This window comes from Vibrio diazotrophicus (assembly GCF_038452265.1).
Lineage (GTDB): Bacteria > Pseudomonadota > Gammaproteobacteria > Enterobacterales > Vibrionaceae > Vibrio > Vibrio diazotrophicus.
The window spans coordinates 240758-255131 of sequence record NZ_CP151843.1 but is presented as its reverse complement, the minus strand read 5'-3'; the positions used below and the strand labels follow the sequence as shown (position 1 = coordinate 255131).

The window sequence follows — 14374 nt, the reverse complement described above, 5'->3', positions numbered from 1 at the left end:
TATATTCTTATGAACTATGGTTTAGAAACGAAAGACTAAATTAGTCAAATATGTTGAATGTCAGAAAAATTTCAACCGCATGAATCCTGACATAACGCTGGCAGAAACCAAGCATACATTTAACTGAGTGGATGCATGATGACTGGGTACTTTTTCATGTTAAGTAAGTTACCCCCCTATTAAACTACTGCTAGCTTAAATAGTTTTGCCGCATCCAGTCTGAATGCGGCATTTTTTTGTCTTTATTTTTTGGAGGGGTAGTCAGTTTTTGATCACTGCTTGCAAAGCATATAGCTAGATAGAGGAGCCGCTTCGACTACAACTTTCGTACCAGTACTGGAGAACACTTGTTCGCTTAACAAATCCCGTAGTGCGTGATTCCAGTTAAGCTCTACTGTCTGTGGCCTTGCAGATTTATTGATAATAACAATTCCTTTCTCGCCACGACTGAACACCAGTAAGTCATCACTGGCTTCAATCATCACCATAGGCAACCCGTGCATCCGGTTGTGGAACTCAATTTGTGCGATGATTTTTGGATCGTTCCATGCGTTGACCCAACGAGGCTGACCCGATTTGTTTTTGATGTGGCTGGTATCCAGATCGGTGTAAATCAACGGCACACCGCCATCACGCCCCAAAATATAGCTATACGCCAAGCTTTCTAAAGCTTCATCCATTACTAAGTTCTTGAATACATCATTGTTCGGGATGTCATGGGTCACAGTAAAGGTAATGGCTCGTTCCTTCGAAAGCGCTTCACCAAAACAGTAAGGATCTATGAGTGTTTTCAAACTGCCCGATTTTTGTAGTGCGTTGAACACGGTCTGAAATAAAGGAAAATCGTAAGCACCGAGTTGGGTTTCGGCTAAATACGGCTCTAAGAACAACTTATATTCTTCTTTGGTTGCACCGCCATCGGTAATAATTTCACCGAAAATATGCACATCTCTGGTGATCTCATCACTCCAGACTTTTTTCAGATGCTCAATAGACATGTGCTTAGCTGCATCAATTCTAAATCCTTTCACACCCAATGTTTTCAGTGCCTTAAGATAGGTTTGCTGCATTTCTATCACATGCGGACAATCTCTTAGGGTTGGTAGCCCTTGATCATGTGGACCGCCCGTAATACGCCCATTTTGCACTTGCCATTTGTCTTTCCAATCTTTGATACCAAAGGCTTCAACAAAGTCTTCTTCTTTGAACAAAGGTTCAGACAAATCACCAAACAACACTTGTTTCTGATAATAGCGAGAAGATTTTTGATAGTGCTTCATATCCTCTTCACTCGGGTATTGAAGATCGAGGCGTTTTTTCGATTCATTGGCCATGTGGTTGAATACCACATCGGCGTAGACATGTACCCCAAAAGCTTTCAAAGCATTGGTCATATCTTTAAATGATTGGGTATCACCGAGTTGATTGTCGATGACTCTGTAATCTTGAGGTTGGTAGCGTTGCCACCACTCTGTACCGTGGTCGCTTTTCGCGGATTTCATTGGAGGGGAAATCAATACGGCTTTATACCCTGCTTCGAATATTGCTGAAGCTCGTTCAGATACGAGGGCGTAAGGCCAGTCAAATGCGTGCAAAATAACGTCAGTTGGCTGATGAAGACTCATTGTAAATACTCCTTGTTACTCTACAAGCCGAATGAAAACTAAAAATGAATGCGCGGCTTGCTAGGGCTAACAGCCCTGATATATAACCGAGTATAAAATATTCAACCTATTTGAAATCCACCTCTTAATGCTAAATAACGGTGGAGATTGAAGGCGTAGATTGACATATTTAAGCTGGGTTGGGTTATCCTTAACCTCATCACAGTATAGACGCCTATACTTAACTAGGCTGTGCAACGTTGTTTTCATTTACGAGACATCAGGATTTGATGTCATTAATAAGTGATCATTTTGCTCACTATGGAGGATTATATGCGGTCCCTAAGAATCGATATCGTCTCTGATGTAGTCTGCCCTTGGTGCATTATTGGATATAAGCGCCTGCAAGCGGCTTTGAAACTGGTATCGAATGAGATTCAGGCAGAAATACACTGGCATCCGTTCGAACTCAACCCAACCATGCCTGAAGGTGGAGAAAACCTTCGCGATCATCTTGCTCGCAAATATGGCACGACTAAAGAAGCGAGCATTGAAGCCAGAAATACACTGACTCAGCTAGGAGCCGAAGTGGGATTCCATTTCAATTTCTATGAAGAGATGCGAATCTACAACACGCGAAAAGCACATCAGCTATTAATGTGGGCTAATCAACATCACAAACAAAATGAGCTTGAGCTTGCATTGTTCGAAGCGTATTTCCGCCATGAAAAGAAAATTGATGACGAGAATGTGTTAATACAAATCGCCGTTGATGCAGGGCTAAATGAAGCAGAATGCCTAGAAGTATTACATGATGATTCATGGGCGAAAGCAGTCGCGAATACTGAGCAACAATGGCTTCAGGCTGGTATCCATGCCGTCCCCGCCATTATTATCGATCAGAAACATCTCGTCTCCGGCGCTCAATCCACAGAGCGACTGGTTGAACTATTAAAAAGCATCTCGAATAACATGGCATCAATTCATTAATTAATATGACTCGGAAAAAATATAGAAAAGGCCTTCTACTGAAGGCCTTTATGTATTGTTTCATTTACTTACGCAGTTACTTTCTTAACGCATTCAATTTGGCCTGAGCCAAACCGTATATGCTGTCCACCGGGTAGCTACCATCTTCTGTCGCGATACCGACTTTTTTACCCGTGAAAATTTCAATCGCTTCAGAAACATGGCTTATCGCCCAGATATTGAATTCGCCTTTTTCTACGGCTCTGACAATATCAGGTCTTAACATCAAGTTGTGCTTGTTAGCCTGAGGAATGATCACCCCTTGAGAATGACTTCTCCCCTTGATGCAACACACATCAAAGAAGCCCTCAATTTTCTCGTTCACTCCACCGATAGGTTGAGATTCACCAAACTGGTTCATAGAGCCAGTAATCGCAATATCTTGTCGATTTGGCTGCTTGGAAAACGCCGAAACGATCGCACAGAACTCCGCCATACTTGCACTGTCACCATCAACACCGCCGTAAGACTGCTCAAACGTGATGGTGGTGGTTAGCGGTACACGCGCCGTACGTCCAAACACCGAATTCAGATAAGCAGAAAGAATCATCACCCCTTTCGAGTGAATACTTCCCCCTAGATCGACGCTGCGTTCAATATCAATGATGTCACCCTCACCGTAAGACGTTGTCGCTGTGATACGGTTTGGCGCGCCAAACATATGATCTTTGGTAGCCAGAACAGATAAAGCATTCACCTGCCCCACCGCTGAGCCTTCGGTCTGAATAAGTGTTGTGCCGTTGGAGAAAGTTTCCATCACACTCTCTTGCAAACGATTGACGCGCATTTGCTGATTACTCAGAGCCTCTTCTACATGACTTTGGCGAATCATGTTCGAGTTCGCCTGCTTCGCAACGTAGTTTGATTCACGCAGTAAGTTAGCAATATGAGCCGAATGAAGAGAAAGTTTTGACTGATCGCCTGCCATTCTCGAACTGTGTTCAATAATTCTCGCGATGGCCTTACGGTCACAATGTAATAAGCTGCTGTCGTGCACAATGCTGGAAATGAAACGCGCATAGTGAAGCTCTGTATCATCAGTACGCTTCATCTCATCTTCAAAATCAGCCGTAACACGGAACAACTCGCTAAACTCTGGATCATAGTGAGCAAGCAATTCATAAGTGCGGTAATCACCAAACAGAATGATTTTGACATCCAGCGGAATAGGTTCAGGATCCAGAGAGACGGTACCCGTTAGCGTCACTTCTTTTTCCAACGAAGTGAAACTGATTTGACGCGAGCGCAGCGCACGTTTCAGACCATCCCAAACGTAGGGTTGTTCCAATACCTTCACCGCATCCATCATCAATACGCCACCATTTGCCTTATGCAAACTACCCGCACGAATCAATGAGAAATCGGTAAACACTGTGCCTTTATAAGTTGCGGTTTCCACATAACCAAACAGAGAGTGATAGTTCGGGTTTTCCTCAACCACAATAGGGAAATCGTCAGAACAACGACTCACCAGCACGTTCACTTTATAGCGACGTGGCAGTTTCTTATCTAACGCTGCCGTTGCAATATCACCCTGCTCTCCTGCGCCTTCCAAAAAGATATCTACGTTTTCCAGAATGTCTTTTTGCAGGTCTGTCAGGTAGCTTTTGATCTCCGCATACTGCGAATAATCTTGTTTTAACTGCTTAATGAAATGAGCAACGACATCAAGCGTCACGTCATCATTAAGCTTTTTAATTTTTTCCGTGTACGACTCTTCCCACTCAGTTAAGTGACGTACCATATTACGTAACGCAACTTCGAGTTCATCAATCGTCTGGCTAAAATGTTCTTGTTCTTTTTTGGTTAGCGCATCGAAAGATTCTTCGGTGTGCAGCTCTTCACCATTCAAAGCAACAAACTGGTATTCACCTTGGTTGGTAATAGTTAAGCTGATGCCTTTTTCTTTGGCATCTTTCGTGATGTTTTCCAGTTCGCTTTGCTGCTTTTGATCGAGCTGATTTTTCAGCTTTTCAGCACGACCAATGTATAGCTCATTATCAAAAGCTAACGGCATACCGTTCATTAGCTTGGTCATTAGCTTTTCAATGTCTTGACGAAACGCGCTGCCAACACCACGTGGTAGCTTTAATACTCTTGGAGTACGGATGTCATCGAAGTTTGCGACATAACACCAGTCATACAGGTTATCTGTCTCGTATTTATGGCGACTGAGATAACGCATGATCATAGTGCGTTTGCCTAAACCATTGCGGCCAATCGCGTAGATGTTGTAGCCCTTCTCTTTGATCGACATGGCAAACTCTACCGCTTTTTGCGCACGTTCTTGACCAACGATTTCGTCAAGTGGGGGAAGTTCTTTGGTGGATTTGCAAGGCAATTGTTCTAGCTTTGCTACGTGGTAAAGCTGTTCTGCGTTCAGTTGTTGAATAGCCATAGCTCCACTCCTTTGGTTTTATATTCTTCTTTTGTATATCAAGTTTAGCCGTAAAGCTTTGACTTTTTAGTGATTTAGCCCCTCTTAACATGCAAGCGGACAAATATTAAGCAAAATCGTTAATTTTTATCATTGATAATCATTTGCATTTGAGATTTTATTGCATTTAAATAAGTACAAACGAGCGAACGAGAACAAGTGATGAACTTAAAACAGTGCTGGGCACACTACACAAAAGCAGAAGAACTTTTAAAAGCTGGTCATTGGCCTCAAGCCCACTATTTGCTTGAAGATGTCCTGCATAACCTTCCCAATCATCTTGAGAACACAGCACGAGATCCTGCTGCCAAGCCGTGCCAGCTTGTTTGTCTGATTTCAGGATTACACGATGCAGCTATCCATCAGGCTGAGATCCTAAATAATATGGGACAGCAGAAACGGGCTTTTGACGCACTCAATCAGGCTTATGGAATGCTTCAGTTTATGTCGATTGAAAGAAGCGAGCTGATTTCGGCAGTCGCATCTGTTCTCGATAAATACAGTACCAACTTATTGATGCATTTAAGTGCTTTTTGTCTCGCACAAAGAGACGCAAACTGGCAGTTGGAATATCAGGATATTGAAAAAGCTCACCAGTACTTTACTCAGCTAAAACTCTCTTACGGCCTTTGTTTAGAAACACCGACACTTAACTAAACTGAGTTGATTAGAAGTAATGAGAGATAGCTAAGTAACGAGTACGGATATGTTCTATCAGCAAACGGACTTTGTTCGGTGGCTGACGTGTAAACGGGTAGACCGCGTAAATGCCAAGCTTCTTACCCACCTGCTCTGGGAAAATATCCACCAATTCGCCGTTTCTAAAATCATGATAAACCAAGCATCTCGGCACATAAGCAATACCGTGCCCTCCAAGCGCAGCTTTGCGCAGTGCGGTCGCATTATCTGTTGAAAAAGTGCCAGAGACTTTAACGATATAGTTGCCTTTGCTGCCCTTAAACTCCCAGTCACTCGCCCCAGTGGTTTGATACGCGTATTGCAGGCAATTATGGTTGACCAAATCTTCTGGTTTAAGTGGTTTACCGTTGCGAGCAATGTACGAAGGGGAAGCACACACTACCCATTGCGAATCCAATATATGACGCGCAATCAGACTGGAATCATCCAGATAACCGGTACGGATAACCAAGTCATAGCCCCCTTCCACCAAATCAACAAAGCGATTGTCGAGTGACATATCCACTGTTAATCCCGGATGCATATTGCAGAATTCCGCCACAGCATCGGCCAGAATCAGATCGCCGGAAATAGAAGGTACGGACATCTTAATGTGTCCACTGATGTTCTCGCCAAATCCTGCAACGGCATCCATCGCTTCCTGAGTGGCTTGCTTCACATTTTTAGCACTCGACATCAAAGCCTTACCCGCTTCAGTCAAAGTTAATTTACGCGTTGTTCGATATAATAACTGCACACTCAGCTCTTCTTCCAAACGCGCAATTCTTTTGCTAACTACTGAATTTGTCAGGTTATTTTGTTCAGCCACTTTACTAAAACTGCCAAATTCAACCACTTGGGAAAACAAGATTAAATCGTCTGCACGCATCAAATTATGTCACTTTTGGAAATAATGATTTTCATTATTTCCCTATATTAAGAAAAAGGAAAGCGCTAGATTCACATTTAATTAACACGATAATTACAATAACTCCCGTTAGGAGAAGCAATGCGTATCTACCCTGCAAAACCACAAAAAGTGTATTTCTACGCCACGTGTCTGGTGGATCTGTTTGACCCTCAAGCAGGGCTAGATGCGATAACCCTTCTTGAACAGCAAGGGCTTGAAGTTATCTTCGTTGAAAAACAAACCTGCTGCGGACAGCCCGCTTACACCTCGGGTTATGACGACCAAGCCAAGAACGTGGCATTAAGCCAAATCGCGCTGTTTCCTGAACCTTATCCAGTGATTGTGTTATCGGGTTCGTGTGGAGGCATGATGCATCATCATTACCGACGCTTATTCAAAGAGGATTCGCAGCAAGATCAGGTTAATGAATTCTGCGACAGAGTGTTCGAACTAACTGAATTCTTAGTCAATGTCTGCCGTGTCAAGCTGACGGATACTGGCGAACCCACTTCCGTGGTCATGCATACTTCCTGTGCTGCTCGAAGGGAAATGAATGTCCATGTTACGGCCACAGAATTGCTGAATCAGCTTGAAAGTGTAGAGCTTCGCATGCAGGACTATGAGAGTGAATGCTGTGGATTCGGCGGCACCTTTTCAGTCCGTCACCCCAATATTTCTCAAGCCATGGTTGAAGATAAAACCCATCACATTACTCAAACCAATGCAGATACGTTAGTCAGTGCCGATTGGGGATGTCTGCTCAATATCAATGGCGCTTTGCAATACCAAGGCAAAGCACTACAAGGCCGCCACTTAGCAAGTTTCTTATTAGAGCGCACTAAAGGAGCCCAATCATGAGTCAGACTCCTCAACAGTTTCATCTTCAGGCAAAAACCGCGTTAGAAGATCCTCAACTACGCGCTAATTTTCGTGGTGCTATGGACTACCTGAGAGATAAACGTAAAACGGCATTCTCAGATGTAAAAGAAGAGAAAGCGATTCGTGATTTGGCGGAATCTATCCGACAACGCTGCCTGAGTAAGTTGCCAACATTACTGGAACAACTTGAACAGAAATGTTCCGAAAACGGTATTTATGTCCATTGGGCAGAAAACCCAGAACAAGCCAATGGCATTATTGCCGAAATTGCGCAGCGCCATCAGGCGAGAATGATCATCAAAGGTAAGTCGATGGTCAGCGAAGAGATCGAGATGAACCATGAAATGGCAAAACTCGGTATTGAATGTTTAGAAAGTGATATGGGGGAATACATTGTCCAGCTTGATGGAGATAAACCTTCGCATATCATCATGCCGGCGATTCATAAAAATAAGCAGGAAGTGAGTGATACCTTCGAGAAAAATCTTGATGGCTTTACCCCAACTCTCGATGTTGATGAACTGATTCAAACGGGGCGCACCCGTCTTCGCCAGAAATTTCACGATGCTGATATTGGTCTCTCAGGGGTTAATTTCGCCGTTGCTGAAACTGGCACGCTTTGCTTGGTTGAAAACGAAGGAAATGGCCGGATGTCGACCACGATTCCTAAGGTTCATATTGCCATCACAGGCATAGAAAAGGTGGTTGAATACCTTGCCGATGTTCCACCGCTTTACAGTGCTTTAACTCGCTCAGCAACAGGTCAGGCTATCACCACCTATTTCAATATGATCACTTCTCCGCGCAAAAAAGGCGAGAAAGACGGTCCGAGAGAAGTGCATTTGGTCTTACTTGATAATGGTCGCAGTCAGGCTTATCAAGACGAGGAAATGCGTAAAACACTACAATGCATCCGCTGCGGTGCTTGTATGAACCACTGTCCGGTTTACACCAAAATTGGCGGGCACGCTTATGGAACCGTTTATCCGGGTCCGATTGGCAAAATCATTTCACCTCATCTATTGGGTTTAGACGCGACAAAAGATTTGGTTACCGCATCAAGCTTATGCGGCGCGTGCGGTGAAGTTTGCCCAGTACGAATTCCAATTCCTGAACTGTTACAACGCCTGCGCAGAGAAGCAAAGCATGATGCGAAATTAGGTAGCACTATCATGGAAGGACAGAAAGCCGCGCACAGCAATCTAGAAAGTATGGCGATGACAAGCTTTGCCTTTGCAGCAACGCATCCTACTTTTTACCACTCTGCAACAAGGCTTACCACCAAGATGCAAGCGCTTATCCCAAACAAGCTTGGCGCGTGGACACAATGTCGAACCGCACCAAAACCTGCGAGTAAAACCTTGCATCAGTTGCTCAAAGAAAAGCAAACCTTGGCAGACGACCACTCAGGTAACAAAAGTAGTGAGGACAAATCATGAGTACGGCACGCGATAACATCTTAAAAAGACTCAGAAACGCCAACGCTATACCAGTCCAAAGCACAGAATTTGCTTTCGAACCCTGGGGTTTCGATAAGAGTAAAACTGAGCAGGAAAAAATGGCGCGATTTTGCCAAGCGTTCACCGCAAGCCATGCTCAGGTTATTCAACTAGAGAGTTCAGAAATTGGTACGACTCTAGAAACACTCTGCTCAGAAAAAGGGTGGCACCGAGCCGCCATTGGCACTGAAGGGGAATGGATTAACGACTTCAGACAAGGCTTAAAAGCGTTAGATATTATTGAATATCAGAATGACATCGAAAATTGGAAAAGTGCGCTGTTCCATGAAGTAGATGTGGGGGTCACACATGTATTAGCAGGCATTGCTGACACTGGCGCTCTGGTCTTATGGCCAAGTGTGTATGAACCAAGAACATTATCACTGGTACCGCCCTGCCATATTGCTGTGATGCGCGCATCTACGTTACACAATCACTTTCTCGAAGTGATGACTGAACAAAACTGGTCAGCAAACATGCCGACCAACGCACTTTTGATATCGGGGCCTTCCAAAACGGCTGACATCCAACAAACCTTAGCTTATGGCGCACATGGACCAAGCGAACTTATCGTCCTCATTGTTAATGATAAATAGACGAAAGATAAATAATAGATGAACGGTAAGTCATCGCGTAAATGGCAACGAGATAACTAAAATGGAAATCAAGACTCGCTATCAACAACTTATAGATGTTCTGAAAACTGAAATTGACGAAGAACGCATTATCACTCAGGAATCCCAAAGACTCGCTTACGGTACAGACGCCAGCTTTTATCGGCTTATTCCACAGGTAGTGCTGCGTCTTAATAGCCTTGAAGAGGTGGTGTTCACCATTAAGAGCTGTGAGAAGTTGGCTTTACCTTTCACCTTCCGAGCCGCAGGTACGAGCTTGTCCGGCCAAGCCGTGTCAGACTCAGTACTGATTACCTTAACCGATGACTGGCGTAAACATCAGATCTTAGAGCAAGGCGATAAAATCCGTTTGCAACCGGGAGTGATTGGCGCCGATGCCAACAAATATCTCGCGCCTTTCCAACGCAAAATAGGCCCAGATCCAGCGTCTATAAACACCTGCAAAATTGGCGGTATTGCTGCGAATAATGCTAGCGGCATGTGCTGCGGCACCGCGCAAAATTCTTATCAAACTGTCGATAATATGAAGGTGGTGTTTGCTGATGGTCTTGTGTTGGACACCAGTGATTCAAACAGTGTAGAAGCCTTTAAACAACAAAGAAGCGATCTTGTTTCTGGACTAGAAACGTTAAGAAAGGAGACGCTGGCGAACGAAGAACTGAGCGCTCGAATCAAGCACAAATATCGCTTAAAAAACACAACCGGCTACGCCCTCAACGCGCTGGTCGATTACGAAGACTCGATTGATATCCTGAAACACCTGTTTATTGGATCTGAAGGGACACTCGGCTTTATCGCCGAAATTACCTATAACACAGTGGTCGAACACAGCTATAAAGCCTCAGCATTGCTGGTATTTGAAAATATCGAGCAAGCAAGCCAAGCCGTAACCACCTTAAAACAATCACCCGTTGCTGCGGTTGAAATGATGGATGGCAGAGCCATACGTTCTGTCGCTGACAAAGCAGGTATGCCTGATTTCATCAAATCTCTCGATTTAGAAGCAGCGGCTTTGCTTATTGAATCTCACGCAAGTCACCATAAAGCATTACAGCACCAATGCGGTGAAGTGATGGAGTCACTGAAAAACTTCAATATCATCGAATCGGTTCCTTTCACTTCAGACGCTAATACTGTTTCAACCCTTTGGGGCATTCGCAAAGGCATGTTCCCTGCGGTCGGAGCGGTAAGAGAAGTGGGAACTACCGTTATTATCGAAGACGTCGCCTTCCCGATTGAAAATCTTGCCAACGGTATTCGTGACCTACAAAAGCTATTTGATAAATACCACTATCAAGAAGCGATCATTTTCGGCCATGCGCTGGAAGGCAACCTGCATTTTGTCTTTACTCAGGGATTTGAACAACAACAGGAAATCGAGCGATACGGAGCCTTTATGGATGACGTAGCAGATTTGGTTGCGGTGAAATATCAAGGTTCATTAAAAGCGGAACACGGTACGGGGCGAAACATGGCTCCGTATGTTGAACTCGAGTGGGGTAAAGAAGGCTATGCATTGATGCAGAAAATCAAAGCCTTATTTGATCCAAACGGCTTGTTGAATCCTGGGGTAATCATCAACAGCAACCCTAAAGCGCACTTAGATAACCTGAAACTGATGCCAGCGGCAGATGAACTTGTAGATCGCTGTATTGAATGTGGATTCTGCGAACCTGTTTGCCCATCTCGAACGCTGACGTTGTCACCACGTCAACGTATCGTTCTCTATCGTGAGCTTCAACGTCGACGCAAAAACGGAGAACAGGCATCAGCTGAAGAATTAAATAAAGTGTTCGAATACCAAGGTCTAGATACTTGTGCGGCGACCGGACTGTGCGCCGACCGATGTCCCGTTGGAATCAATACTGGCGATCTTGTGAAGAAACTGCGCAGTGCAAAATACGAAAAGTTCACACCAATAGCACGTTGGACAGCAGATCATTTTTCCGCCACAACAGCGATAACACGCTCTGCTTTAAAAATGAATAAGCTCGCTTCTGGAATCCTTGGTGAAACATCGGTCAAGCGTATTGTCGAAGGTACCCGAAAACTGACTCATGGGAAAACGCCTGTTTGGCTTGCAGAAATGCCGCAAGCAAACCGATATCCGCTTGAGAAAGCGGCCAGTGACCTTCCGCAACGTGACAAGAAAGTGGTTTATCTTCCATCATGTGCCAGCCGTAGCATGGGGCAACAAACCGATGCTAAAGATCAGCGTCCATTAACAGAAGTCACTCTTTCCATTCTCAATAAAGCCGGGTACGAGGTAATTCTCCCTGACGATATTAATCAACAGTGCTGCGGGATGCCTTACGACAGTAAAGGTATGAGCGATATTGCCAATGATAAAGCTCATCAACTGGAAGAAGTACTATGGAAAGCCAGTCAGTTTGGTCGTTACCCAGTGTTAATGGATACCAGTCCATGTGCTAAACGCAGTATTGAGCGGTTCACAAAGCCGCTAAAAATTTACGAGCCCTCTGGGTTTGTAAGCCAATACTTGCTGGAACATCTCAGTATCACGCCTAAGCAAGAAACCGTGATGCTGCATGTAACCTGTAGTTCGCGACGAATGGGGCTTACTAATGAGATGGCGAACCTCGCCAAAGCCTGTGTAAGCAATGTTGTAATACCGGAGCATATTGAATGCTGTGGTTGGGCGGGTGACAAAGGTTTTACCACCCCAGAACTCAATGCAGCCGCGGTTCATCCACTCAAAGAGCAAGTTCCTGAAGATTGCACAAGAGGATTCAGCAATAGCCGAACCTGTGAAATTGGTTTATCACATCACAGCGGAATCACCTATCAGTCGATTCTATATCTGGTTGATGAGGTCTCTAGGCCCATTTTATAGAAACGAATGTGTAGATCCTAACGAATAGAAACGAAGCTAACTCTTTATTAGAGGCTAATTATTTAGAAGCTAACCATTTATTTGGTTAGCTTCTCTTTCAATGATGCTCCGCGAGCTTTGAAGCAATAAATTTTCCATTTGCAGACACACGTGTATCTTGCCCCACTTTCAAATACGCTTTTAAGAAATAGATACCTCGCTTCACCGTCAACAGCTCGCCAACAACCTTGACTTGATCACCGACTTTTATCGGGCTGTGATAGCGCACATCTAACTGAGCAGTTAACGCGGTGATTTGCTGGCTAAGCAAACAGTGCGTCATTGCTGCATCAAGCAACGAACTCGCTATTCCTCCATGCAATAAACCAAAGTAACCCTGATGCCGAGGTAACACCGCAAAATCACTCTGAACGGTATGGTCCTCTTCCACCTTAAATTCCGCACCCAATGAGTAGTAGTTGTTTTCTTCTTTACCACACACCGCGCACATGACATGTGATTTATGGAAATGCTTCATATCAATACGTTCCTAACCTTTTACAATGTAAATGATAAGTAGCATATGCTATTTATGTGCATCGAAGTTTTCGGTAATCATTGTTTACTGCAAAAATTTTTGGCATCAGCTTCAATCAATCGGCTAAAACGTGACCCAATAACTTTACAGAGCCACAAAAGTTACATAATTATGGTCTAAACTTACTTTGTTTTCGTTTGAGTGTGCGTGCTTTCACTTAATTTGAAATATTCGCTAGTTTATTACGGGTACTTGCGTTATTATGCGCGCGTCCAATCGATTCACGCTCGATAGGTTGTGCGAAGGAAACCTTCCGGTACTAGCGTTTAGCCAGTTATATGTAGAAGCATTTTGTTCAAACGTCACCTAAGTAATAAGCGCCTTCTTTTGGCTAAATAGATTAATTTTTTAAGATTTGGAGACATCATGTCTAACACTACTGGTACCGTTAAATGGTTTAACGAAACTAAAGGTTTTGGTTTCATCGCTCAAGATAACGGCGGCGCAGACGTATTCGTACACTTCCGTGCAATCACTGCAGAAGGTTTCAAAACTCTGAAAGAAGGCCAAAAGGTTTCTTTCACTGTTGAAAACGGCCAAAAAGGCCCACAAGCTGCTAACGTAACTGTTATCTAAGCTTGCTTACAATCTTCGGATTGACGTGAAAAGGTCGCTATATGCGGCCTTTTGTGTTTTTGTTGTCTCCTAATTTCGCTACACATTAGAGGAACCCAATGCGTACTTTTGTTCTTAGAGCACGTTCAGCCCCAACCGATAGCCAAAAACTGCAAGCTGAAGTGGGTGGCAAAGCCCACGCTGAAATTCTTGCACACGGTATTATGAACGCGATTTTCACCGCTCAGTCGCACCGTGAAGATGCTGTTATTCACCTCGTGCTGGAAAGTACCCAAGATTACTCGCGTACCATCACTATTGATGCGAACACCATCAGCGATGTTGGCGGTTTCCACGAATCGGCGTTAATTGCTCTGTTGGTCAAAGCATTGGATAAATCTCTTGGTATGACCAAAGAACAAATTCGCGAAGTGCAACCTGGTCTAACGGTGCAGACAATCAGTTTCGAAGCCTTGATCACTAAGCTGGCTGATACACATTCTATGTATATGATGGATAAGAAAGGCGAATCCATTCGTACCATCGACATTGGTCCAAACCCTTGTTTCCTTCTGACTGATCATATTCCGATGCCAAAGAAAACCGGTAATTCACTGAAACGGTTAGGCGTTGAGAAACTCAGCTTAGGTCCAAAAATGCTATTTGCTTCCCAATGTATTACGCTTATTCACAACGAACTTGATATGCGTGAATAAA

The 14374-nt window shown here is 44.1% G+C and carries 12 protein-coding genes; 8 read left to right on the top strand and 4 right to left on the bottom strand.

Annotation, left to right across the window (positions count from 1 at the left end):
• Window positions 1-272: 272 nt before the first annotated feature.
• Window positions 273-1625, bottom strand: a complete 1353-nt coding sequence (locus tag AAGA51_RS16485; protein WP_042481140.1) for an alpha-amylase family protein — start codon at window positions 1623-1625, stop codon at window positions 273-275.
• 312 nt (window positions 1626-1937) lie between these two features.
• Between AAGA51_RS16485 and AAGA51_RS16480 the strand changes: the two genes are divergently transcribed.
• Window positions 1938-2594, top strand: coding sequence for a DsbA family oxidoreductase (locus AAGA51_RS16480; protein WP_042481146.1), 657 nt, complete (start codon window positions 1938-1940; stop codon window positions 2592-2594).
• A gap of 76 nt (window positions 2595-2670) precedes the next feature.
• On the opposite strand, the gene AAGA51_RS16475 is transcribed toward AAGA51_RS16480, so the two are convergent.
• A complete protein-coding gene (locus tag AAGA51_RS16475; RefSeq protein WP_042481149.1) occupies window positions 2671-5031 on the bottom strand; it encodes a Lon protease family protein in 2361 nt (786 codons plus the stop codon).
• A gap of 201 nt (window positions 5032-5232) precedes the next feature.
• Here AAGA51_RS16475 and AAGA51_RS16470 point away from each other — a divergent pair, with 201 nt between their 5' ends.
• Window positions 5233-5727: a hypothetical protein gene (locus AAGA51_RS16470; protein WP_042481152.1), complete on the top strand. Its 495-nt coding sequence runs from the start codon at window positions 5233-5235 to the stop codon at window positions 5725-5727.
• 10 nt (window positions 5728-5737) lie between these two features.
• Here AAGA51_RS16470 and AAGA51_RS16465 read toward each other — a convergent pair whose 3' ends face one another.
• Window positions 5738-6637 (bottom strand): LysR family transcriptional regulator, encoded by a 900-nt coding sequence (locus tag AAGA51_RS16465; RefSeq protein ID WP_042481155.1) that lies wholly within the window; start codon window positions 6635-6637, stop codon window positions 5738-5740.
• A gap of 120 nt (window positions 6638-6757) precedes the next feature.
• Here AAGA51_RS16465 and AAGA51_RS16460 point away from each other — a divergent pair, with 120 nt between their 5' ends.
• The 4 genes from AAGA51_RS16460 (at window position 6758) to AAGA51_RS16445 (ending at window position 12525) form a co-directional block, all read left to right on the top strand.
• Window positions 6758-7516 carry a (Fe-S)-binding protein gene (locus tag AAGA51_RS16460; protein WP_042481158.1) on the top strand — a complete coding sequence of 253 codons (759 nt, stop codon included), beginning with the start codon at window positions 6758-6760 and terminating at the stop codon, window positions 7514-7516.
• Complete coding sequence (locus tag AAGA51_RS16455; RefSeq protein ID WP_042481162.1) at window positions 7513-8976, top strand: LutB/LldF family L-lactate oxidation iron-sulfur protein; 1464 nt, start codon at window positions 7513-7515, stop codon at window positions 8974-8976. Before AAGA51_RS16460 ends, AAGA51_RS16455 begins: the two co-directional genes overlap by 4 nt.
• A complete protein-coding gene (locus AAGA51_RS16450) occupies window positions 8973-9632 on the top strand; it encodes a LutC/YkgG family protein (RefSeq protein WP_042481165.1) in 660 nt (219 codons plus the stop codon). The genes AAGA51_RS16455 and AAGA51_RS16450 overlap by 4 nt, the downstream gene beginning before the upstream one ends.
• 61 nt (window positions 9633-9693) lie before the next feature.
• Window positions 9694-12525 (top strand): FAD-binding and (Fe-S)-binding domain-containing protein, encoded by a 2832-nt coding sequence (locus tag AAGA51_RS16445; protein ID WP_042481168.1) that lies wholly within the window; start codon window positions 9694-9696, stop codon window positions 12523-12525.
• Between the two features lie 97 nt (window positions 12526-12622).
• Here AAGA51_RS16445 and AAGA51_RS16440 read toward each other — a convergent pair whose 3' ends face one another.
• Window positions 12623-13042, bottom strand: coding sequence for a PaaI family thioesterase (locus AAGA51_RS16440; RefSeq protein ID WP_042481171.1), 420 nt, complete (start codon window positions 13040-13042; stop codon window positions 12623-12625).
• Window positions 13043-13468: 426 nt separating this feature from the next.
• On the opposite strand from AAGA51_RS16440, the gene cspE reads away from it, so the two are divergent.
• Window positions 13469-13678, top strand: a complete 210-nt coding sequence (gene cspE, locus AAGA51_RS16435) for a transcription antiterminator/RNA stability regulator CspE (protein ID WP_042481174.1) — start codon at window positions 13469-13471, stop codon at window positions 13676-13678.
• A 98-nt stretch (window positions 13679-13776) separates the two neighbouring features.
• Window positions 13777-14373 carry a tRNA (pseudouridine(54)-N(1))-methyltransferase TrmY gene (gene trmY / locus AAGA51_RS16430; RefSeq protein WP_042481177.1) on the top strand — a complete coding sequence of 199 codons (597 nt, stop codon included), beginning with the start codon at window positions 13777-13779 and terminating at the stop codon, window positions 14371-14373.
• Window position 14374: the final 1 nt, after the last annotated feature.